This window comes from Staphylococcus sp. HMSC063A07 (genome assembly GCF_001836955.1).
GTDB lineage: Bacteria > Bacillota > Bacilli > Staphylococcales > Staphylococcaceae > Staphylococcus > Staphylococcus lugdunensis.
Genome location: NZ_KV830932.1, coordinates 254,638 through 278,223, shown reverse-complemented (window position 1 = coordinate 278,223; position 23,586 = coordinate 254,638). Strand labels below are relative to the sequence as shown.

The following is a 23,586-nucleotide window of genomic DNA, read 5'->3' as shown; positions in this document are numbered from 1 at the left end:
TAGATTTTACTTTAATTTGATATCATTATCATTTTTTAAATAGCTCAAATTTAGTTCTAAGGACTTGAAATTTGAATAAGGTATACAAAGTTAGTAAAATTAAAGTAATCTACCCCACAGGAGGCTTTTTAAATGACGCATATTCAATTAGATTATAGTAAAACGTTAGAATTTTTTGAAAAACATGAACTAGAACAACAACAAGAAATTGTAAAATCAATTCATCGTACAATTCATGAGGGAACAGGTGCGGGTCATGATTTCTTAGGTTGGCTTGATTTACCAGAAAATTATGATAAAGAAGAATTCTCTAGAATTGTTGAAGCGGCAAAACGCATTAAAGCTAATTCTGATGTGCTTGTTGTAATTGGAATTGGAGGATCTTATTTAGGTGCACGTGCTGCAATTGAAATGCTAACCTCATCATTCCGTAATAATACAGAATATCCTGAAATCGTTTTTGTTGGAAATCATTTATCATCCACATACACTCAAGAATTACTCGATTATTTAGCTGATAAAGATTTTTCTGTTAACGTAATTTCTAAATCAGGTACGACTACTGAGCCTGCAGTTGCATTTAGATTATTTAAGCAATTAGTTGAACAACGTTATGGTAAAAAAGAAGCACAAACACGTATTTTTGCTACTACTGATAAAGCAAAGGGTGCGTTGAAACAACTTGCTGATAATGAGGGCTATGAAACATTTGTTGTTCCTGACGATGTTGGCGGACGATATTCTGTACTAACTGCCGTAGGTCTATTGCCTATTGCAGCAGCTGGAATTAATGTTGAAGCAATGATGATAGGTGCAAATAAAGCACGTAAAGAGTTATCATCTGATAATTTAGACGATAATATTGCATATCAATACGCAACGATTCGTAACGTTCTTTATAATAAAGGCTACACAACTGAAATGTTAATTAACTATGAGCCGTCTATGCAATATTTCAACGAGTGGTGGAAACAATTATTTGGTGAATCAGAAGGTAAAGATTTCAAAGGTATTTATCCATCAAGTGCTAACTATACAACTGATTTACACTCTTTAGGACAATATGTACAAGAAGGACGTCGTTTCTTATTTGAAACTGTAGTTAAAGTAAATCATCCTAAACAAGATATCACGATTGAAGAAGATAGCGAGGATTTAGACGGTTTAAACTATTTAGCAGGCAAAACAATGGACGAAGTCAATACTAAAGCATTTGAAGGTACGCTATTAGCACATACAGATGGCGGTGTTCCAAACATTGTCATTAATGTACCAAGATTAGATGAAGAAACATTTGGCTATTTAGTATATTTCTTCGAATTAGCCTGCGCAATGAGCGGTTATCAACTAGGCGTTAATCCATTCAATCAACCTGGAGTTGAAGCATACAAACAAAACATGTTTGCATTACTAGGTAAACCAGGTTATGAAGATAAAAAAGCTGATTTAGAAGCACGCCTATAATAGGTAATGGTTTATTAAAGTTTGTTGAGCCGATATGTGGTAATAGTGCCGCATATCGGTTTTTAGTCTTTCAATAAGGTATTGTAGGCGTTTATTTGCTACAATGTTTTTAAGTAAATAGCAATGTCAGACATTATTTATAGAAGGGATAGGTCACTCATGTTACAACAAATTGAACAATGGTTTGATGCGTTTCGAGATTTGGGCTATTTGGCTGGCTTTCTACTTCTATATTTAAGAGCTATGGTACCCATCTTACCGTTATTTCTTTATATTACAGTTGTTATTCATGCTTATGGATTTACTGTAGGAATTATTATATCTTGGTTGGGAATTGTAGCAGGTACATTTACAGTCTATCTTATTTGCAAACGATTTATTCATTCCAAATTTATGCTTAAAATTCAGCAAAGAACAGCGGTGAAAAGGCTTATTCATTTTATAGATAGACAAGGACCGGTGCCTATATTTATCTTACTATGCTTCCCGTTTACGCCCACTACGTTAGTGAATTTTGTTGCAAGTTTATCCCATATTAAGACTAAATATTACTTTATTATTTTGCTAATCTCTAAATTGATTTCTATATTATTATTAGGCATGATGGGCACAGGAATAACAACATTATTTACGCATCCTATTCGTGGCATATTATTGATTTTAGTTACAGTTGTATTATGGATTGTTGGCAAACAAGTTGAAAAGTATTTTATGGGTCAATCAAAGGAGAAGTGACAAGGTGCAAAAAGTTAGTCAATATATAATAGCTTTTATTGCTGCGATAATTTTTGTTTTCATTTTAAATGTTTTTATTATTCAAGGTGCAGTAGTAAAGCAACAGAACATGGCACCTGTTTTACAAAAAAATGATCGTGTCATTGTTAATAAAGTCAAAGTGACGTTTAACATACTACAACATGGCGATGTCGTTATGTTCCGACAACATGGTGATTTAAAGTTTAGTCGAATTGTCGGTATGGCTGGTGAATCAGTTGAAGTCAAGCAGGGGCAATTATATCGAGATGATAGACAAATTAAAGCATCATATGCTAAAAATATAAAAACAGACTTTCAGTTACGCAATTTACCTCATTCAGAAGGAGATATCATTCCACCTGATAAGTACCTTGTACTATCTGATGATAGTCGATTAAATAAGCAATCTCAGTCATATCAACTTATAGATAAAAAAGACATTATTGGTGATGTTAATTTAACTTATTATCCTTTCCATCATTTTCGTTATAACTATGAACGATAAAGGAGGTGTTTATGTGAAAAAGGAATTGACAGAATGGTTAATAGCTATAGCGGTAGGTATTATTTTAGTCATACTAATCATTAATTTTGTAGCGAAATCATATACCATTAAAGGAGACTCAATGAATCCAACATTAAAAGATGGCGATCATGTTCTGGTCAATATTATCGGCTATAAAGTAGGCACTGTGAAAAAGGGGAATGTCATTGTCTTCCATGCTAACCAAAAGGATGATTATGTTAAACGCGTTATAGGCACACCAGGTGACAAAGTATACTATCGAGATGATCAACTTATTATAAACGGAAAAAAAGTAAAAGAACCTTATCTCGAATACAATATGAAACGTAAGCAAGGAGAGTATATTACTGGATCTTTAGATATAAAAGATTTGGCCGGTGCAAAACATAATTCTAATGTCATACCTCAACATAAATACCTCGTGTTAGGAGACAATCGTGAGGTAAGTAAAGATAGCCGTGCTTTTGGCCTTATCGATGAAAAGCAAATTGTCGGTAAAGTGTCTTTAAGATTTTGGCCATTAACTGATTTTAAATTTAATTTTAACCCTGATATGAGCTAATGATATAGACAAGAGATGATTGCATTTCAATGCGCAACGTCTCTTTTTATTTATCATAAAAAGTATTTTCGATTATCTGCGAACAACCTCATAAAATCACTATATAGAAACGTATGTTCTGTGTTAAAATGAATTTAATAAAGGAGCGTGGCTATATTTATGGAATTTAATACATATATCGGAAGAGCTGGGACCGGCAAATCCTATCAAATGATTAGTGACATTAAATCAGAAATGAAACGCCAACCTCTTGGAGACCCGATTGTACTCATAGCCCCTACTCAAAGTACCTTTCAGTTGGAACAAGCTTTTGTAAGCGACCATGAATTGTATGGAAGTCTTAGAACAGAAGTACTACATTTTGAGCGATTAAGCCATCGTGTGTTTCAAGAAGTAGGTGGCTTATCAGAAGAACGCTTATCTAAATCAACCATGGAAATGATGATTTATGATATTGTTCAAAATCACCAACAGGAATTAAAGCTTTATCATTCTCAAGCTAAATATTATGGCTTTAGTGAGAAATTAGCAGAACAAATACAAGATTTTAAGAAATATGTTGTAACACCTGAGGATTTGCAATCGCTTGTGACACAACATTCATTACCTACACGCATGCAACATAAATTAGAAGATATTGCATTAATATATAATGCTTTTGAGCGTCAAATTGCTGGACGTTATATCACATCAGAAGATAAGCTGAAGCAATTCATTAATGTTATGCCACAGTCACAATGGTTGAAGCGTGCTGAAATTTATATAGATGGTTTCCATAACTTTTCATCATTAGAGTACGACATTATCAAACATTTAGTGAAGTATGCTAAGAAGGTAACTGTACTTCTAACAACTGATGGAAATACTGATCCATTTAGTCTATTTAGAAAGCCATCTGAAGTATTACAACATTTAGAAGAAATTGCAGCAGAATTAAATATAACTTTAAATCGCAAACATTTTAACCAACAACATCGATTTACTAATCATGATTTAGTGCACTTAGAACAAGAATTTGATGCTTTACAAATTAATCCAATCCAACAACAAGGTCACATTCAAATACTTGAAGCAGCAAGTATACGAGAAGAAGTCAATGAAGTTGCACGACAAATTATTAAAGCGACGCGTGAGCAACACTTAAGGTATCAAGACATAGCAATACTGTATCGAGATGAAAGCTATGCATATCTACTAGCATCTGTCCTGCCACAATTTGACATCCCATTTCATATTGATATAAAGAAATCTATGACACATCATCCTATCATGGAAATGGTGCGTTCATTGATAGAAGTCATGCGTACAAATTGGAGTACAGATGCTATGCTGCGCTTATTTAAAACAGATATCTTAACATATCAAATAAAAAACAGCAGTTATCTTATTGATTTATTAGAAAATTTTGTATTAGAACGCGGTATCACTGGGAAACGTTGGTTTGATGAATCTCGATTTCAAATAGAACATTTCCAGAAAATGGGGCGTAAAGAACATCAGCTTACACCTGAAGAACAGGAAACCTTTGAAAAGGTTGTGCAACTAAAAGATGATGTGGTTCATAAAATTCTCTATTTCGAACAGGCGATGAATGATGCGCATACTGTCATTGATTATGCTACGGCATTTTACGAAAGCATGGAATATTTTGAACTGCCTAATCAATTAATGACTATACGTGATACGTTAGAGGCTGATCATCGGTATGAAGAAGCAGAAGAAATTGATCAAATTTGGAATGGCATCATTCAAATTTTAGATGATTTAGTCACAGTATTTGGAACGACTGAGATGTCATTACAACGTTTTAACGAAGTACTAGATATTGGTTTAGAACAGTTAGAATTTGCCATGATTCCTCAAACGCTAGATCAAGTATCAATAGGGAGCATGGATTTAGCTAAAGTAGACAACAAGGCTAAAGTATTTATGGTTGGTATGAATGATGGCGTGATACCTCAACCGATTGCTTCTACGAGCTTAATATCTGATGAAGAAAAGAAATTTTTTGAAACACAAACTCATATTGAGTTGAGTCCAACATCAGATGTTTTGCAGATGGATGAAGCATTTGTATGTTATATAGCAATGACACGTGCGACACAACAAGTAACTTTTTCGTACAGCTTAATGGGTAATTCTGGCGATGAAAAAGAAATCAGTCCATTTTTGTCTCAAATTAAGCAGCTTTATACAAACATGCAGATAGATAATTTAAATTATGTTCATGCGCAACAACCATTATTACTCGTTGAACATGGCCATCAAACTAAAATTCATTTATTTGAAGCTTTACGTGCATGGCTTGATGATGAAATCGTTGCAGATACATGGATAGATACGTATCAAGTCATGCGAGATGATGCACAATTAAATGATGGACTTGATTATTTATTAACGTCATTAACTTATGATAATCACACTGTACAATTGAGTGATCAATTGGCACAGCAATTATATGGTAAAGCGATTAATGCCAGTGTGTCACGTTTTGAAGGATATCAACAATGTCCATTTAAACACTATGCTTCTCATGGGTTACGCTTAAATGAGCGTACGAAATATCAATTGCAAAACTTTGATCTTGGTGACATTTTTCATTCTGTATTAAAGTACATTTCTGACAGAGTTAATGGTGATTTTAAACATTTAAACGCTAAGACAATCAAACAGCTGACTTCTGAAGCACTTGAAGAAATTTTACCGAAAGTTCAATTTAATTTATTAAATTCTACAGCTTATTATCGCTATTTATCGCAGCGTATTGGCGCCATTATAGAAACAACACTTGGCGCATTAAAATACCAAAGTAGCTATTCTAAATTTAAGCCACAACGCTTTGAAACCGGATTTCGTCGCAAGCCTCATGAAGATGAACTTATGGCCGAATCACTTCAAACAACTCAAGGCATTCCGATTAATATAAGAGGACAAATTGACCGCATAGATACCTACACTGAAGATGATCAAAGTTATGTGAATATTATTGATTATAAATCGTCAAAAGAAAGTGCAAAGCTAGATTTAAAGAAGGTTTACTATGGTTTACAAATGCAGATGATGACATATATGGATATTGTCTTGCAGAACCATGAACGGTTAGGATTATCAGACACAGTTAAACCAGGGGGATTGCTGTATTTTCATGTGCATGAACCTCGCATCAATTATAAACATTGGACTGATATTGATGATGTTCAGTTAGAATTAGATTTTAAAAAAGCGTTTAGAATGAGTGGATTAGTAAATAGCTCAGAAGAAGTGTTAAATGCTTTAGATTTAAGAATGGAACCAAAATTTGTGTCTGATATCATACCCGTGGGAAAAACAGCTAAAAACACTATAAATCAGCGAGGCAGTCAAGTCGCTGATGAAGCGACAATCATGAAGTTTATTGAGCATAATAAGCGTAACTTTATTGAAACCGCATCTAATATTATGGCAGGACATACAGAAGTGGCGCCATTAAAATATAAACAAACTTTACCTTGTCAATATTGTAGCTATCAGTCTGTTTGTCATGTTGATGGCATGATTGATAGTAAACGATATCGTACAGTTGATGAAACAATTAATCCTATTGAAGAAATCCAAGAGGCGGTTAAAGATGGAGGTGACGATGCATGATACCAGTCAAGCCCGAAGGGGTAATTTGGACAGATGCGCAGTGGCAAAGTATATATGCTAAAGGTCAAGATGTGTTAGTTGCGGCCGCTGCCGGCTCAGGGAAAACGGCAGTTTTAGTAGAAAGAATTATTCAACGTATCATCAGAGACAATGTTGATGTTGATCGATTATTGGTGGTTACTTTTACTAATTTAAGTGCACGTGAAATGAAACATAGGGTAGAACAACGCATTCAAGAAGCAGCACTTGAAGATCCTAATAATACGCATTTAAAGAATCAACGCATAAAGATACACCAAGCTCAAATTTCTACATTGCATAGTTTTTGTTTAAAGCTAATACAACAGCATTACGATGTGTTAGATGTTGATCCTAATTTTAGAACGAGTAGTGAAGCAGAAAACATCTTACTGTTAGAACAGACCATAGATGAAACTTTAGAACACTACTATGATGTGTTAAACAGCGATTTCATTGAACTAGCAGAGCAATTGTCTAAGGATAGAAATGACGATGACTTTAGAACAATCATTAAATCTCTTTATTACTTTAGTATTGCGAACCCCAATCCTTTTGAATGGTTAACCCAATTAGTGAAACCATACCAAAATGAAGCACAACAAGACAACTTGTTACAATTGTTGACAGATTTGTCGCGTATTTTTTTACGTGCTGCACAAGAGGCTTTAAGTAAAAGCTATGAAATATTTACTTTAGCTGAAGATACGGACAAGCAAATAGCTGTCATTGAAGATGAAATGGCTTTTATGACTAAAGCCTTTGATGGAGATATGATACAAAGTGATGTAATTGCAAATCATGAATTTGTCAGTAGATTTCCTGCATTGACTAAAAAGATAAAAGAAGTAAATGAAACTATGGGTGATGCACTTGTTGAAGCTAAAGCATATTACGATAAATATAAATCGCTTGTATCCAAAGTCCAAGCAGACTATTTCTCACGCAGTGCGCAAGATTTAAAGCGAGATATGCAAAGGTTGGCACCACGAGTAAATATATTAGCAGACATTGTTAAAGACGTTATAACTGCATTTGGTCAAAAAAAACGAAGTCGTAATATCCTAGACTTTGCTGACTATGAGCATTTTGCGTTACAAATATTAACAAATGATGATGGCTCACCTTCTCATATCGCGGAGATGTATCGCGAACAGTTTGCTGAAATATTAGTAGATGAATACCAAGATACCAATCGCGTACAAGAACAAATATTATCCTGCATTAAGACTGGTTCAGAAGCAGACGGTAATTTATTTATGGTAGGGGATGTCAAGCAATCTATTTACAAATTTAGACAAGCAGACCCAAGTCTATTTATTGAGAAATATCAACGTTTTAATGCAGAGGGTAACGGCACAGGTATACGCATTGATTTGTCGCAAAACTTCCGATCTAGAAAAGAAGTGTTAAGTACCACTAACTATTTATTTAAGCACATGATGGACGAAGAAGTTGGTGAAATTAGTTACGATGATGCTGCACAATTGTACTATGGTGCGCCATTTGATGAGGTGGATCATCCAGTAGAGCTGCGTACATTGATTGAAGCAGATAAAGAACATAGTGAACTAAATGGCTCAGAACAAGAAGCTGAATATATTGTTAAACAGGTGAAAGATATTTTAGAAAATAAGCGTATATTTGATATGAAAACGGGTCACTATCGTCAACCAACATATAAAGATATTGTTATTTTAGAACGTAGTTTTTCGCAAGCTAGAGACTTGCAACAAGCGTTTAAAGATCATGACATACCCTTTCACGTGAACAGTAGACAAGGCTATTTCGAACAAACGGAAGTGCGATTAGTTTTATCATTTTTAAGAACAATAGATAATCCTTTACAAGATATTTATTTAGTAGGATTGATGCGTTCGGTCATCTATCAATTTACCGAAGATGAATTAGCTAATATACGTGTCTTCAGTCCTAATGATGACTATTTCTATCAATCTATTGTGAACTATATTAACCATGATTTGGCTAATAAAAAATTAGTAAAGAAACTACAAAATTTCATAGCTGATATTAAAATGTATCAGATTTATAGTCAAAGTAATCCAGTTTACCAACTCATAGATAAGTTTTACCATGACCATTATGTTATCCAATATTTCAGTGGTTTGATTGGTGGTAAAGGACGACGGGCCAATCTTTATGGATTATTTAATAAGGCTATCGAATTTGAAAATTCTAGTTTTAGAGGACTTTATCAATTTATTCGTTTTATAGATGAACTGATTGACCGCGGCCAAGATTTTGGCGAAGAAAATATCGTAGGTCCTAATGATAATGTCGTTAAAATGATGACTATTCATAGCAGTAAGGGATTAGAATTTCCATTTGTTATTTATTCAGGATTAACAAGGGAATTTAATAAGAAAGATTTACGGGAACAAGTTATCTTAAACCAAAAATATGGTTTAGGTATCGATTATTATGATATTGATAAAAATATGGCATATCCTTCACTGTCATCTGTTGCTTATAAAGCAATAACAGAAAAAGAAATGATATCAGAAGAAATGCGTTTAATTTATGTGGCATTGACACGTGCAAAGGAACAACTTATTTTAATTGGCAGACTTAAATCTACAAAAAAACTTGAAGAGTACGAAAAATTAGCTATTTCAGGTTCACATATAGCTGTTAATGAGCGTTTGACAGCAGAACATCCTTTTGAACTTATTTATGGTATTTTGTCGAAGCATAAGTCCTATGAACTGACACCGGATTTAATGTTCGAAAATGATATTGCAAATTTAGCAGAAAGCATAAGACCAAACGTAAATATCATTATTGATTATTTTGAAGATATTATTGAAGCTAATCATCAAGATATGAATGAGCAGCGTTCTATTTCGGATCTTAATACGTTGGATACAGGCAACGATGATATTAAGGCGAAAATTACGCAACAGCTTAAGTTTAAATATCCAAACGTGATTAATACCACTAAGCCTTCTAAGCAATCCGTATCTGAATTAAAACGACAACTGGAAACTGAAGAAAGCGATACGAACTACGATCGCGTTCGACAATATCGCATTGGTGTTGCGACATATGAACGGCCAAGATTTATGCGTCATGTTACGAAGCGTAAAGCCAACGAAGTAGGAACATTAATGCACACCGTCATGCAACATTTGCCTTTCAAACCTGAGCGTATGACAGAGGAAGCATTGGAGCAATATATTGATCATTTAATCACACAACAAATTATTGAACATGATGCTAAGAAAGACATTAAATTTCCAGAAATAATGACGTTTATTCAAAGTGATTTATATCTTGAAATCGCAGAAGCTGAACAAATTTATCGTGAATTACCTTTTGTTGTAAATCAAGCAAAAGTTGATAATATATCAGATAACCATGAAGACGTAGCGATTATTCAGGGTATGATTGATCTAATTTATAAGAAAGATAATCAATATTACTTTGTTGATTATAAGACAGATGCTTTTAATAGACGAAAAGGTATGACAGATGAAGAAATAGGAGAACAACTTAAAGAAAAATATCGCATTCAAATGCAATATTATAAAAATGCTTTAGAAACCATGCTCCATACTGAAGTAAAAGGTTCTTTATATTTCTTCCAGTTTGGTAGATTATCCATATAGTTCAGTCCAATCAAGATTTTTAAAGCGAAATTATTTGAACAAGGTTTGTCATAATGTATGAGCTAACTTTTGAAATTTTCGGACATATATATTTGTGATTTTAAGAAAATTATAGTTATAATATGAGTTAAGATATAGATGAGGAGTTGATAATGAATGAAATTCTTGTCATTCAAACATGAAGACGTCACATCTTACGGCGTGAAAGTAAAACGTGAAGATGCGGTTTGGGATTTAACAAAAGTATTTGCTGATTTTGCAGAAGGGGATTTTCATCCTAAATCATTATTAGCGGGCTTACAACAAAACCAAACGTTAGATTTTCAAGAACAAGTACGAAAAGCTGTTGTTGCTGCAGAAGATAGTGGCAGAGCAGAGGATTATAAAATAGCATTCAAAGATATTACATTTTTACCACCAGTGACACCGCCAAATAATGTTATTGCTTTTGGGAGAAACTATCAAGATCATGCGAGCGAACTTAATCATGAAGTCCAACGCCTCTATGTATTTACAAAAGCAGCTTCATCGTTAATCGGCGATAATGCTACAATTCCGAATCATAAAGATATTACAGATCAATTGGATTATGAAGGTGAACTTGGTATTGTTATTGGTAAATCAGGTGAGAAAATTCCTAAAGCTTTAGCGCTAGATTATGTCTATGGGTATACTATTATCAATGACATTACAGATCGTAAAGCGCAGGATGCTCAAGACCAAGCATTTTTATCTAAAAGCTTAACGGGTGGTTGCCCTATGGGACCATTTATTGTGACTAAAGATGAATTACCAACACCGGAAAATGTAAATATAGTGACTAAAGTAAATAATGATATCCGTCAAGATGGTAATACAGGAGAAATGATTTTAAAAATTGATGAATTAATTGAAGAAATTTCAAAATATGTCGCATTACATCCAGGTGACATTATTGCAACTGGTACACCGGCTGGGGTTGGAGCTGGAATGGAGCCACCACAATATTTACAACCTGGCGATGAAGTAAAAGTAACAATTGACAATATTGGTACGTTAACAACATATATTGCAGAATAAGTTAGTGTGTAAACATATAGTTATAGAGGTTAAGATATAAAACGTCTCTTACCTAATAACAAATCAGTCTGGGACATCATTATGTTTTAGGCTGTGAAATATATATTAGCAGTCGTTGACTGGATTAAAAATACGCTTATACTAAGCTTTTTTCAATCCTAGTCAACTTGCCGGAGCGGGACTACGAATTCATTATGAATTCTGTCCCGCTCACATTTTTGTTATTGAAATTATCGTTTTAACGTGAAAAATTCATATTCTGTATTTAGTGATGAAGGTTCCATGAATATTATACTTTAGTCTACGATTTCAAAGGCTTGTTTCCGCTGTTGTGCAGGTGCAAGGCTTTTTTAATTATGATTTGATGCACATGTATTGTTATAAATGTAAATGATGATGAATACAGTAGAGTGGTAAATATGTTATATTTATTTAAGTAATTATTGATATTTTTTAGTGGGGGGATAAAGTTTTGTTACATGTACATATTTTAAGCTGGGTGCTTGCGATTATAATGTTTATAGTGACATATCTTAATTATTCGAAAACACAAGGTGGAACGCCTACAGCTAAACCATTACATATGGTGTTGAGGGTTGTTATTTTGCTAACGTTAATCTCTGGATTTTGGATAATTATTAAAGAATTTGCAAGTGGTGGAGGCAACCACATGTTATTGACACTCAAAATGGTATGTGGCATAGCAGTAGTTGCTTTAATGGAAGTAACGATCATAAAACGTAAAAAGCATGAATCAACACAAGGATTATTTTGGACGACAATTGCATTAATTGTGATTACAATCATTTTAGGAATTATTTTACCACTTGGTCCATTAACCAAAATGTTCGGATTAAGTTAAATAATCATTTGATAGAAGAGACTAGTACATTATCCCTAGAAAACAGGATGGGATATAAATCTCAAGATAATAAGCACAAAGATGGTTTGAAATTCAACATCATCTTTGTGCTTATTTTTAGCTTCAATACTTCGTAATAATGGCTCGCTTTATATGCTAGATTTAATTAATCGTTGCCTAAAATTTTTAAAGATTACGTGCTTTGTAGCCCAACATATTTATTAAATCTTTGGGATGACTATATGGTGGCGCATAGGCGACTTCAAATTCGGTAAGTGCATCAATTGTTAAGTCATTCATCATGGCCATTGACAGCACGTCGATGCGTTTATCCACACCCTGTTTTCCTACTGCAGCAGCACGAATGATTTTACGATTATTTGTATCAAAATAGGCACGTAGATGCAATTTATCATTTCCTGGGTAATAGCCAGCATGTGTTCCACCAGTAATTTCAACCATTTTATAGTCAAAATGCTTCAATTCATTAGGCTTTATACCTACACTGGCGAATGAATAATCAAAAAATTTAACAATATTTGAGCCTAAATAGCCCTTAAAAGTAATATTTGAATTCCCAGCAATTTGTTCAGCAATAATACTAGCCGCACGATGGGCTCCCCAAGCCAATGGGACTTGTGCAGGGAGATTTACATGGCGATAATGTGATTTTATCACATCTCCAAGCGCATAAACATTGCTAATATTTGTCTCAAATTTATCATTTACTGGAATAAAACCTTGTGTATCTAGTTGGATATTTGAAGACTCAAGGAATTTAGAATTTGGATGTGTTCCTACGCCTTCTATAACAATATCATATTGTTCAGAGTGACCTGATTTAAAGTGAACGATTGAGCCGTCAATATCATCGATTTCTTCATTAAATCGATATGGTATTTTATATTGGTTCAGCATTTCCAAAATTGGCTGATTCATGTTGCTATCCATCAGTTTATTAATATGTTCAGAGCGATGGATTAATGTGACATCTAAACCACGATGATATAAATTTTCAAGAATTTCTAAAGCAATATAACCCGCACCAACTATAAGTGCACGTTGTGCGTGATGGTTTTTAATATATTTGTCTATTTGGTCAGTATCTTCCATATTGCGAAGTGTAAAAACCATAGGACTATCGCTGTTGAGTTTGTTAGCATTTGCACCTGGGCTGAGAATCAATTTATCATACGCTGCTTCAAAGGTTTGATTTTTCTGTCGATCTCGGACGGTTACAATATTGCGTTGCGTATCGACGGCGACAACTTCATGGTATGTTTTAACATCAATGTTTTTATCTTCTTTAAATGAGCTTGGGGTAATAGGTAATAATTGATCTCGAGATGAAACGATTTGACCTAGATAATAGGGTAAGCCACAATTAGCAAAGCTCATATCACGATCTCGCTCAAATATTGTAATCTTACAGTCATTATCTAATCTTCTAATTTGACTTGCACAGGTAGCGCCACCAGCTACAGCACCTACTACAATCATTTTTTGCATGTCTTCATTCTCCTTAAATATAATGTACTGAATGCATTATCCTTAATAGTTATATCCTAAATCAAAAAATTCATTTAAATAACGACCAATGCCATCGCTATTGTTGTCATGAGTAACGTGGTTTGCAACATGTTTTAATTCATCTAGTCCATTATCCATGGCAACACCAAATTTCGCATATTTAATCATTTCTAAATCATTATCTTCATCACCAAAAGCGATAATTCGAGATGTTGGCACATTCAAATAGTCTTTAACAACATCAATGCCACGTGCTTTACTTATACCCCGTTTTACTATTTCAATGACAGGGAATGGTGCACCCCAACGACGATGTTCAATATTTTCAGCATAAAACCGTGTTAACATTTGCTTAATGCGATTAATATGAATTTCCTCAGCTTCCACAAGTAGAGATGTTGGCGGTGTGTCAAGAGAATTTAATAGATTACCCGTTTTTATTTTAGGATTACCCATAGAAAAACCTTCGAATAATCGAGGATCTTCATTATTGATAAAAACATGATCTTGTACTTCGGCAATAATATTTGTTACGTTTGCTTGTTGTAGTACCTCGATGACACTTTTAGCGATGTCTAAATCTAAAACTTCATGAATTGTGTCAAATTGAGCATCTTTTGGATGATGTACGAAAGCACCATTGAAATTAACAATAGGTGTTTCTAAATTAAGTTCATGATAATAAATTTGACTTGCGCGATAGGGACGACCTGTCGCGATCATGATATGGTGTCCAGCCTTTTGCAATTCCGTTAAAATTTCCTTTGTATAAGGGCTGATTTCTTTATCATCTGTTAGTAATGTGCCGTCCAAATCGAGGCATATTAAATAAGGTTGCATATAGTTCTCCTCAAACATTTTTCATTTTATTAGTATCATAGCATTTTATTGGCGTTTTGTCGGATATTTGATATATTAGTATACAGACAAATATTGAGAGGTGATACTCGTGGAAGAAGCTTTAAAAGATAGTATCCTAGGTGCTCTTGAAATGGTAATCGACCCTGAATTAGGTATTGATATCGTGAATTTAGGTTTAGTATATAAAGTAGATGTAGATGAAGAAGGATTATGTACAGTTGAAATGACTTTAACATCGATGGGGTGTCCTTTAGGGCCACAGATTATTGATCAAATTAAAACCGTGTTAGCAGAAATTCCAGAAATCCAAGATACTGAAGTTAATATTGTATGGAATCCACCATGGAATAAAGACATGATGTCTCGCTATGCCAAGATTGCCCTTGGTGTGGGTTAATTGAGATATAAATTAAATAAAGAACACTAATTTCTTGATGTTATGAAGTTAGTGTTCTTTTTCTTTAAATACTAGTAAAACTGATATCAAACGCTACAAGCAAAAATTAAAACCAAAAAGTTGAGTGTAATAGTTGCGTAAAGGCAAAAGAGCGACTATAATATATTTAAGGTCAAAGAAAGTCAAAGTCAAAATTTGGCCAACTCTGATAATGTAGGGGTGAAATAATTGGACATTAACCAAATGACACACGCAATTCAAGGTGCGTTACAACGTGCTGTTGAATTAAGTAAAACACATGAATTACAAAATATTGAAATAGAAGCCATTTTAAAGGGCGCATTAGAACAACCGGACAGTTTAATCAAAAGCATCTTAGAACGTGCAAATATCGATGTTGATAAGCTTGAAGCAGATTATGCTGAAAAGTTACAAAGCTATCCAAGTGTACAAGGTGACAATATACAATATGGTCAATATATTAGTGCAAAAGCCAATGAATTAATGACTAAATCTGAACATTATATGAAAGCATACGAAGATGACTATATCTCTATGGAACATCTACTCAGAGCCGCTATGGATATAGATACAATCATGCAACAAACAATAGAGAATAAACAAGATGTCATTAAAGAAATAATAAAAAAAATTAGAGGGGGAAATCACGTGACTTCTCAAAATCCTGAAGTAAATTATGAAGCATTAGAAAAATATGGTCGTGACCTTGTAGAAGAAGTTCGTCAAGGTAAAATGGATCCTGTTATTGGTAGAGATGAAGAAATTCGTAATACAATTCGAATTTTAAGTCGTAAAACTAAAAACAATCCGGTATTAATTGGTGAACCAGGGGTAGGTAAAACTGCTATTGTAGAAGGTCTTGCCCAACGAATAGTCAAAAAAGATGTACCTGAATCTTTGTTAGATAAAACGATTTTTGAGTTAGACTTAAGCGCATTAGTTGCAGGGGCAAAATATCGTGGTGAATTTGAAGAACGTCTTAAAGCTGTATTAAAAGAAGTAAAAGATTCAGATGGACGTATCATATTATTTATTGATGAGATTCATATGCTTGTTGGAGCTGGAAAAACAGATGGCGCCATGGATGCTGGTAACATGTTGAAACCAATGCTAGCTCGAGGCGAATTACACTGTATTGGTGCTACAACCTTAAATGAATATAGAGAATATATTGAGAAAGACTCAGCATTAGAACGTCGTTTCCAAAAAGTAGGCGTGAGCGAACCAGACGTAGAGGACACAATTTCTATTTTACGTGGTTTGAAAGAACGTTATGAAGTTTATCATGGTGTTAGAATCCAAGACCGTGCACTTGTAGCTGCAGCGGAATTGTCTGACCGTTATATTACAGATCGTTTCTTACCAGATAAAGCTATAGATTTAGTCGACCAAGCATGTGCAACAATTCGCACAGAGATGGGATCAAATCCGACTGAATTAGATCAAGTGAATCGCCGCGTTATGCAGTTAGAAATTGAAGAAAGTGCCTTAAAAAACGAATCTGATAACGCAAGTAAACAGCGATTGGAAGAATTACAAGAAGAATTATCAAATGAAAAAGAAAAACAAGCGTCATTACAATCACGTGTTGAACAAGAAAAAGAAAAAATTGCCAAAGTGCAAGAAAAACGTGCCGAATTAGATCGTAGTCGTCAAGCTTTAGAAGATGCACAAACTGAAGGTAATCTTGAAAAAGCTGCCGAATTACAATACGGTAAAATACCACAACTAGAAAAAGAATTACAAGAATTTGAAGATGCTTTCCAAGACGAACAAGGCGATAGCGAGCGCATGATTCGCGAGGTTGTGTCTGATGAAGAAATTGGCGATATAGTAAGTCAATGGACAGGTATACCGGTATCTAAATTAGTAGAAACAGAAAGAGAAAAATTATTAAGTTTAAGTGATATCTTGCATGAACGTGTTGTAGGTCAAGATAAAGCTGTTGATTTGGTATCAGATGCTGTTGTAAGAGCACGTGCAGGTATTAAAGATCCTAATAGACCAATTGGTAGTTTCCTTTTCTTAGGACCTACTGGTGTTGGTAAAACAGAATTAGCTAAATCACTAGCAGCATCATTATTCGATTCAGAAAAACATATGATTCGTATTGATATGAGTGAGTATATGGAGAAACATGCTGTATCTAGATTGATTGGTGCCCCTCCAGGCTATGTAGGACATGATGAAGGTGGACAATTAACAGAAGCGGTTAGACGTAATCCTTATTCAGTTATTTTATTAGATGAAGTTGAAAAAGCACATAGTGACGTCTTTAATGTGTTATTACAAATCTTAGATGAAGGTCGGTTAACTGATTCTAAAGGACGTAGCGTAGATTTTAAAAATACAATTATTATCATGACTAGTAATATTGGTTCCCAAATTCTTCTTGAAAATGTAAAAGACACAAGTAGCATTACTGAAGAAACTGAAAAAGCGGTTATGGATAGCTTGCATGCTTTCTTTAGACCAGAGATTTTAAACAGAATGGATGATATTGTATTATTTAAACCATTATCAGTTAGTGATATGAGTATGATTGTTGATAAAATCTTGACGCAATTAAACATTCGCTTAATGGATCAACGCATTTCAATCGAAGTATCAGATGCGGCTAAACAATGGTTAGGAGAAGAAGCATACGAGCCACAGTTTGGTGCTAGACCATTAAAACGATTTGTCCAACGGCAAATTGAAACACCTTTAGCACGTATGATGATTAAAGAACACATGCCGGAAGGTACAAACGTGTACGTTGATATCAATGACCAACAAGAATTAACATTCGATGTTCAACGACCAACAGATAAATAAAGAGTTAAATATTAAAGCCGAGAAAGTGAAAATTAAGTCACTTCCTCGACTTTTTTATTATAGATTTAGTTAGATGATTTGCTAGTTTTAAATAATAATGTATAAAAAAACGACAAAGTCCAGAACCTTGTCGACAATTGAGATATAACGGTATTATTTTTTTGAATGTTCTACTTCACGTGGTGCTTCATTCATAGAGCTAATAAGAATTACAAATAAAGTGAAAATAACTGCAATAATTACTGGTGTAATGAAATTTAGCGTACCACCACCATTTAAACTATTCAATACAAAATTAACCATTTGTAATAAAATTAAAGACCAAATCAATGTTACGAGGTGTCTCATGAATGTTTCTACCTCCACTCTTAATATATAATACTATTGTAGTCTATCATTGATTATTTGTATAGTGACAATCATATGATACTGTTGCATTTTTTGAATAAAATGATGTAATTTTCGATATAACGTGATAGCAATAATCGCATTTTGAATGATTTTAATATGATTTAAAAGGTATCTGCTTGAGTTTAATAGACACAAATGTTAAATTAATACCTGGTATTAAAAAATGAAGTAAGAGGGTGTCATCCATGAACGTGGGTATCAAAGGTTTTGGGACATACTATCCTGAAAAAGTAATCGACAATGCCTATTTTGAGCAATTCTTAGAAACATCAGATGAATGGATTTCTAAAATGACAGGTATTAAAGAAAGACGTTGGGCTAGAGAAGATCAAGACACATCTGATCTAGCATATGAAGCAAGTAAAAAAGCTATTGCAGACGCAGGTTTAGAACCGTCAGATATAGATATGATTATCGTAGCTACAGCTACGGGGGATATGCCTTTTCCATCTGTAGCAAATATACTGCAAGACAAACTAGAAACAGGTAAAATACCAACTATGGATCAATTAGCTGCTTGTTCTGGTTTTATGTATTCAATGATTACCGCAAAACAATATATACAATCAGGAGATTATCATAATATCTTAGTTGTAGGTGCTGATAAGCTATCAAAAATTACTGACTTAACAGATCGTTCAACAGCTGTATTATTTGGAGATGGTGCCGGTGCTGCCGTTATTGGTGAAGTTTCTGAAGGTAGAGGCATTATCAGTTATGAAATGGGTTCAGATGGTAGCGGTGGAAAATACTTATACCTAAACCAAGAAAATGGTAAATTAGTAATGAATGGTCGTGAAGTATTTAAGTTTGCGGTTAGAATTATGGGTGAAGCGTCAAAACGTGTGGTTGAAAAAGCAGGATTAAAATCTGAAGATATTGACATGTTTGTGCCACACCAAGCAAATATTAGAATTATGGAATCAGCACGAGAACGTCTAGGTCTCGATAAAGATAAAATGAGTGTATCTGTTAATCGATTTGGTAATACTTCCGCAGCTTCCATACCTCTTAGTATTAATCAAGAATTAGAAAATGGCAGAATTAAAGACGATGATACATTAGTATTAGTTGGTTTCGGTGGCGGTCTAACTTGGGGCGCTATGGTTATCAAATGGGGAAAATAGGAGGAAAAAATGTATGAGTGAGAAAAATAGAGTGGTCATCACTGGTATAGGTGCACTATCTCCAATTGGTAATGATGCACATACTTCTTGGAATAATGCACTTAAAGGGGTAAACGGTATCGATGAAATTACTCGAATTAATACCGACCCGTATAACGTGAAATTGGCTGGAGAATTAAAAGATTTTAATATAGAAGACTACTTAGATCGCAAAGAAGCGCGTCGAATGGATCGCTTCACCCAATATGCAGTTGTAGCAGCACGTCAAGCATTGGAAGATGCACAATATGAAATTAACGATGATAATGCGGCGCGTATTGGCGTATGGATTGGTTCTGGTATCGGTGGTATGGAAACGTTTGAATATGCGCATAATCAATTATTAGAAAAAGGTCCTAGACGTGTAAGCCCATTTTTCGTACCGATGCTAATTCCGGATATGGCTACTGGACAAGTTTCGATTGATACTGGTGCAAAAGGTCCTAACGGTTCAACAGTGACCGCATGTGCTACAGGTACAAACTCAATTGGTGAAGCATTCAAAATTATCCAACGTGGTGATGCAGATGCAATGATTACTGGTGGTACAGAAGCGCCAATAACTGACATGGCAATTGCAGGATTTAGCGCTAGCCGTGCATTATCAACAAATAATGACAGAGAGACTGCTTGCCGACCTTTCCAAGAAGGGCGCGATGGTTTTGTCATGGGTGAAGGTGCAGGCATTCTGTTTATTGAATCATTAGAATCTGCACAAGCGCGTGGCGCAAATATTTATGCAGAAATTGTAGGTTACGGAACAACTGGCGATGCTTACCATATTACTGCGCCAGCACCTCAAGGTGAAGGTGGATCAAGAGCAATGCAAGCTGCATTAGATGATGCAGGTATTGAAGCAAAAGATGTTCAATATTTAAATGCACATGGTACAAGTACGCCAGTAGGTGATTTGTTTGAAGTTCAGGCAATTAAAAATACCTTTGGTGACGCTGTGAACAACTTGAAAGTAAGTTCAACTAAGTCAATGACTGGACACTTATTAGGTGCTACGGGTGGCATTGAGGCAATATTCTCAGCGTTGTCTATTAGAGACTCTAAAGTTGCACCAACAATTCATGCAATGACACCTGACCCTGAATGTGATTTAGATTTTGTACCAAATGAAGCACAAGATTTAGAAATTACGCATGCTATGAGTAATAGCCTTGGATTTGGTGGCCATAATGCTGTACTTGTATTTAAAAAATTCGAAGCATAAAAATTAAAATAAAAAGCTTTCTTGTTATGAGATAATATCAAGAAAGCTTTTTATAGTAATAACGATATAATGATTGAAATAATAATATAAATAAGGGAAATGATTAACAGAGGGACGAGCCAATCAAATATTGGGTAGTCTTCTTTTTTTACGTGCTGTGGATTGAAAAATTCATCATCTTCAATCATTGTACGCTTTTTCTTCGAAGATAATTGGTATTTTAGTCTTCTAAATCCAAAACTTGTTGCATCAAAAATGCCTTCTTGAATGATTAAGAGAAGAAATAGCGTGATAAAACATATGGTAGCAATGATGAATAAATTATTTAAATAATTGATTAGTGTGTGCTGACGACATAACCAGACAATGAATGAAATTAAAGGAATAAGTAATAGTCCCATTCCAAAAGTGTATTTTTGTTTCATCTTTTCACTCCGCTTTCGTATGTTATATCAGTTTACCGCACTTATTCACAAAGATAAATACATAATCCATATTTAGAAAAGCTAACGTTATTTAAAGTTACCAGTTAAAAGATTTTCTTAATAAATTGTGAAACTATATTGCAATTATATGAAAAAAGTATATATAATGTTATTAAATATTTCTGAATATTTTGAAGGGAATGTTAATTTCGACAATTAATTAGGGGGGATTAGATGTCAAAGTATGTATTAAAACGATTAATGTATATGTTTATTTCGCTCTTTATTATTATCACGATTACCTTTTTCTTAATGAAATTAATGCCGGGTTCACCATTTAATGATGCTAAATTAAATGCTGAACAGAAGGCGATTTTAAATGAAAAATATGGTTTGAATGATCCAGTAGCGGTGCAATATTTACATTATTTAAAAAATGTTGTTACTGGCGATTTTGGCTATTCATTTCAATATCATAATCAGCCTGTATGGGATTTAATAGGGCCACGATTAATTCCATCCATGGAAATGGGGATAACAGCTATGATTATTGGTGTACTGTTAGGTCTTATTTTAGGTGTAGCCGCAGCAACAAAGCAAAATACATGGGTTGATTACACAACAACAGTTATTTCTGTTATTGCAGTATCAGTTCCTTCTTTTGTGCTGGCTGTATTACTTCAATACGTTTTTGCAGTTAGATTGCGGTGGTTTCCAGTTGCAGGCTGGGAAGGATTTTCAACAGCCGTATTACCGTCTCTTGCATTATCTGCGAGTGTGCTGGCAACAGTAGCGCGCTATATTAGAGCAGAAATGATTGAAGTATTAAGCTCAGATTACATATTGTTAGCGCGAGCAAAAGGTAATTCATCTATGCGTGTGCTTTTCGGACATGCATTACGCAATGCTTTAATACCGATTATCACGATTATTGTGCCAATGTTAGCTGGGATTTTAACTGGCACACTTACAATAGAAAATATTTTTGGGGTACCTGGATTAGGGGATCAATTTGTTAGATCTATAACTACAAATGATTTCTCAGTTATTATGGCCACTACTATTCTATTTAGTACACTATTTATAGTATCAATATTTATTGTGGATATTTTATATGGAATGATAGACCCACGAATTCGTGTTCAAGGGGGTAAAAAACAATGACACAAAATATAGACAAGTCACTTGATGATCAATCTAATGCTGCTATGACGCATACATCAGAAGGTATTATGGCCACTGATTTTGTTATGCGTGACATCGACTTGAACAAAGAACCCGAAATGCAACGCGAGAGTAAGAATTTTTGGCAAGATGCATGGGCACAGCTTAAGCGTAATAAACTTGCGATTGTAGGAATGATTGGGCTGATTCTCATTGTTATACTTGCGTTTATTGGACCGATGTTAAGTCATCATGATTATGCGGAACAAGATGTTAATCGCCGTAATCTACCAGCTAAAATTCCAGTGTTAGATAAAGTATCTTTTTTACCATTTGATGGCACAGGTTCTGACGGGTCAAATGCATATGATAAGGCAAAAGTGAACGAAAACTTTTGGTTTGGTACAGACCAACTCGGTCGTGATTTATGGACCCGCACATGGAAGGGTGCCCAAATTTCCTTGTTTATTGGGATTGTCGCTGCTATTTTAGATATTTTCATAGGCGTTGTATATGGTGCCATTTCGGGATTTTTTGGCGGTAGAGTAGATAATGTTATGCAACGTATTCTTGAAATTGTTGCTTCTATTCCTAATTTAATCGTAGTTATTTTGTTTGTATTGATTTTTGAGCCTTCTATTTGGACGATTATTTTAGCAATGTCGATTACAGGATGGCTAGGCATGAGTAGGGTTGTGCGAGGAGAATTTTTAAAATTAAAAAATCTAGAATTTGTGATGGCTTCAAGAACACTTGGTGCTTCAAAATTCAACTTAATATTCAAACATATTTTGCCTAATACATTAGGAGCTATTGTTGTTACATCAATGTTTACAGTTCCTAGTGCTATTTTCTTTGAAGCATTTTTAAGCTTTATAGGAATTGGAGTGCCTGCCCCACAAACGTCATTAGGTTCACTAGTCAATGATGGTCGTGCGATGTTGCTCATACATCCACATGAATTATTCATACCAGCCACAGTACTAAGTTTATTGATTTTATTCTTCTATTTATTCAGCGATGGATTACGTGATGCATTTGATCCTAAAATGCGTAAATAAAGGAGGCATAT

The 23,586-nt window shown here is 34.3% G+C and carries 18 protein-coding genes; 14 read left to right on the top strand and 4 right to left on the bottom strand.

Annotation, left to right across the window (positions count from 1 at the left end):
* Window positions 1-132 precede the first annotated feature (132 nt).
* From HMPREF2597_RS11270 to HMPREF2597_RS11235, 8 genes are all read left to right on the top strand, one after another.
* A complete protein-coding gene (locus HMPREF2597_RS11270) occupies window positions 133-1,464 on the top strand; it encodes a glucose-6-phosphate isomerase (protein ID WP_002478438.1) in 1,332 nt (443 codons plus the stop codon).
* Between the two features lie 159 nt (window positions 1,465-1,623).
* Window positions 1,624-2,199, top strand: a complete 576-nt coding sequence (locus HMPREF2597_RS11265) for a TVP38/TMEM64 family protein (protein ID WP_002478437.1) — start codon at window positions 1,624-1,626, stop codon at window positions 2,197-2,199.
* Between the two features lie 4 nt (window positions 2,200-2,203).
* Complete coding sequence (lepB, locus tag HMPREF2597_RS11260) at window positions 2,204-2,725, top strand: signal peptidase I (protein WP_012990899.1); 522 nt, start codon at window positions 2,204-2,206, stop codon at window positions 2,723-2,725.
* Between the two features lie 13 nt (window positions 2,726-2,738).
* Window positions 2,739-3,308 carry a signal peptidase I gene (gene lepB / locus HMPREF2597_RS11255; RefSeq protein ID WP_002478435.1) on the top strand — a complete coding sequence of 190 codons (570 nt, stop codon included), beginning with the start codon at window positions 2,739-2,741 and terminating at the stop codon, window positions 3,306-3,308.
* Window positions 3,309-3,467: 159 nt separating this feature from the next.
* The gene (gene addB, locus HMPREF2597_RS11250; protein WP_002478434.1) at window positions 3,468-6,935 is read left to right on the top strand and encodes a helicase-exonuclease AddAB subunit AddB; all 3,468 of its coding nucleotides are present in this window, start codon (window positions 3,468-3,470) and stop codon (window positions 6,933-6,935) included.
* A complete protein-coding gene (gene addA, locus HMPREF2597_RS11245; protein WP_012990897.1) occupies window positions 6,932-10,582 on the top strand; it encodes a helicase-exonuclease AddAB subunit AddA in 3,651 nt (1,216 codons plus the stop codon). Before addB ends, addA begins: the two co-directional genes overlap by 4 nt.
* Before the next feature lie 156 nt (window positions 10,583-10,738).
* The gene (locus tag HMPREF2597_RS11240; protein WP_002459533.1) at window positions 10,739-11,641 is read left to right on the top strand and encodes a fumarylacetoacetate hydrolase family protein; all 903 of its coding nucleotides are present in this window, start codon (window positions 10,739-10,741) and stop codon (window positions 11,639-11,641) included.
* 472 nt (window positions 11,642-12,113) lie between these two features.
* On the top strand, window positions 12,114-12,503 hold the full coding sequence (locus tag HMPREF2597_RS11235) for a YisL family protein (RefSeq protein ID WP_002478432.1): 390 nt from the start codon (window positions 12,114-12,116) through the stop codon (window positions 12,501-12,503).
* Window positions 12,504-12,689: 186 nt separating this feature from the next.
* On the opposite strand, the gene HMPREF2597_RS11230 is transcribed toward HMPREF2597_RS11235, so the two are convergent.
* Together HMPREF2597_RS11230 and HMPREF2597_RS11225 are read right to left on the bottom strand one after the other, a co-directional pair.
* On the bottom strand, window positions 12,690-14,012 hold the full coding sequence (locus HMPREF2597_RS11230) for a CoA-disulfide reductase (RefSeq protein ID WP_012990896.1): 1,323 nt from the start codon (window positions 14,010-14,012) through the stop codon (window positions 12,690-12,692).
* 42 nt (window positions 14,013-14,054) lie between these two features.
* The gene (locus HMPREF2597_RS11225; protein ID WP_002478430.1) at window positions 14,055-14,873 is read right to left on the bottom strand and encodes a Cof-type HAD-IIB family hydrolase; all 819 of its coding nucleotides are present in this window, start codon (window positions 14,871-14,873) and stop codon (window positions 14,055-14,057) included.
* A gap of 109 nt (window positions 14,874-14,982) precedes the next feature.
* Here HMPREF2597_RS11225 and HMPREF2597_RS11220 point away from each other — a divergent pair, with 109 nt between their 5' ends.
* Together HMPREF2597_RS11220 and clpB are read left to right on the top strand one after the other, a co-directional pair.
* Window positions 14,983-15,291 (top strand): metal-sulfur cluster assembly factor, encoded by a 309-nt coding sequence (locus HMPREF2597_RS11220; protein WP_002459529.1) that lies wholly within the window; start codon window positions 14,983-14,985, stop codon window positions 15,289-15,291.
* A 228-nt stretch (window positions 15,292-15,519) separates the two neighbouring features.
* The gene (gene clpB, locus HMPREF2597_RS11215; RefSeq protein WP_070817302.1) at window positions 15,520-18,129 is read left to right on the top strand and encodes an ATP-dependent chaperone ClpB; all 2,610 of its coding nucleotides are present in this window, start codon (window positions 15,520-15,522) and stop codon (window positions 18,127-18,129) included.
* Window positions 18,130-18,282: 153 nt separating this feature from the next.
* Here the strand turns inward: clpB and HMPREF2597_RS11210 are convergent, their stop codons facing one another.
* Window positions 18,283-18,477 carry a YjzD family protein gene (locus HMPREF2597_RS11210; RefSeq protein WP_002478428.1) on the bottom strand — a complete coding sequence of 65 codons (195 nt, stop codon included), beginning with the start codon at window positions 18,475-18,477 and terminating at the stop codon, window positions 18,283-18,285.
* A gap of 248 nt (window positions 18,478-18,725) precedes the next feature.
* Between HMPREF2597_RS11210 and HMPREF2597_RS11205 the strand changes: the two genes are divergently transcribed.
* Entirely contained in the window at window positions 18,726-19,667 is a 942-nt protein-coding gene (locus HMPREF2597_RS11205; RefSeq protein ID WP_002459525.1) for a beta-ketoacyl-ACP synthase III, read from the top strand.
* A gap of 13 nt (window positions 19,668-19,680) precedes the next feature.
* Window positions 19,681-20,925 (top strand): beta-ketoacyl-ACP synthase II, encoded by a 1,245-nt coding sequence (gene fabF / locus HMPREF2597_RS11200; RefSeq protein WP_002478427.1) that lies wholly within the window; start codon window positions 19,681-19,683, stop codon window positions 20,923-20,925.
* Window positions 20,926-20,975: 50 nt separating this feature from the next.
* Here fabF and HMPREF2597_RS11195 read toward each other — a convergent pair whose 3' ends face one another.
* Complete coding sequence (locus HMPREF2597_RS11195) at window positions 20,976-21,350, bottom strand: DUF3899 domain-containing protein (protein ID WP_002459523.1); 375 nt, start codon at window positions 21,348-21,350, stop codon at window positions 20,976-20,978.
* Window positions 21,351-21,584: 234 nt separating this feature from the next.
* On the opposite strand from HMPREF2597_RS11195, the gene opp3b reads away from it, so the two are divergent.
* Window positions 21,585-22,514 (top strand): oligopeptide ABC transporter permease, encoded by a 930-nt coding sequence (opp3b, locus tag HMPREF2597_RS11190; RefSeq protein ID WP_002478426.1) that lies wholly within the window; start codon window positions 21,585-21,587, stop codon window positions 22,512-22,514.
* Window positions 22,511-23,575, top strand: a complete 1,065-nt coding sequence (gene opp3C, locus HMPREF2597_RS11185) for an oligopeptide ABC transporter permease (RefSeq protein ID WP_002478425.1) — start codon at window positions 22,511-22,513, stop codon at window positions 23,573-23,575. The genes opp3b and opp3C overlap by 4 nt, the downstream gene beginning before the upstream one ends.
* The last annotated feature ends 11 nt before the right edge of the window (window positions 23,576-23,586 follow it).

What these genes read in the sequence shown, in the direction of transcription:
- opp3b (WP_002478426.1), top strand. Translation starts at nt 21,585, where the DNA reads ATGTCAAAGTATGTATTAAAACGATTAATGTATATGTTTATTTCGCTC.
- HMPREF2597_RS11265 (WP_002478437.1), top strand. Translation starts at nt 1,624, where the DNA reads ATGTTACAACAAATTGAACAATGGTTTGATGCGTTTCGAGATTTGGGC.
- fabF (WP_002478427.1), top strand. Translation starts at nt 19,681, where the DNA reads ATGAGTGAGAAAAATAGAGTGGTCATCACTGGTATAGGTGCACTATCT.
- opp3C (WP_002478425.1), top strand. Translation starts at nt 22,511, where the DNA reads ATGACACAAAATATAGACAAGTCACTTGATGATCAATCTAATGCTGCT.
- HMPREF2597_RS11195 (WP_002459523.1), bottom strand. Translation starts at nt 21,350, where the DNA reads ATGAAACAAAAATACACTTTTGGAATGGGACTATTACTTATTCCTTTA.
- addB (WP_002478434.1), top strand. Translation starts at nt 3,468, where the DNA reads ATGGAATTTAATACATATATCGGAAGAGCTGGGACCGGCAAATCCTAT.
- HMPREF2597_RS11240 (WP_002459533.1), top strand. Translation starts at nt 10,739, where the DNA reads ATGAAATTCTTGTCATTCAAACATGAAGACGTCACATCTTACGGCGTG.
- HMPREF2597_RS11225 (WP_002478430.1), bottom strand. Translation starts at nt 14,873, where the DNA reads ATGCAACCTTATTTAATATGCCTCGATTTGGACGGCACATTACTAACA.
- HMPREF2597_RS11270 (WP_002478438.1), top strand. Translation starts at nt 133, where the DNA reads ATGACGCATATTCAATTAGATTATAGTAAAACGTTAGAATTTTTTGAA.
- HMPREF2597_RS11210 (WP_002478428.1), bottom strand. Translation starts at nt 18,477, where the DNA reads ATGAGACACCTCGTAACATTGATTTGGTCTTTAATTTTATTACAAATG.
- HMPREF2597_RS11205 (WP_002459525.1), top strand. Translation starts at nt 18,726, where the DNA reads ATGAACGTGGGTATCAAAGGTTTTGGGACATACTATCCTGAAAAAGTA.
- addA (WP_012990897.1), top strand. Translation starts at nt 6,932, where the DNA reads ATGATACCAGTCAAGCCCGAAGGGGTAATTTGGACAGATGCGCAGTGG.
- HMPREF2597_RS11230 (WP_012990896.1), bottom strand. Translation starts at nt 14,012, where the DNA reads ATGCAAAAAATGATTGTAGTAGGTGCTGTAGCTGGTGGCGCTACCTGT.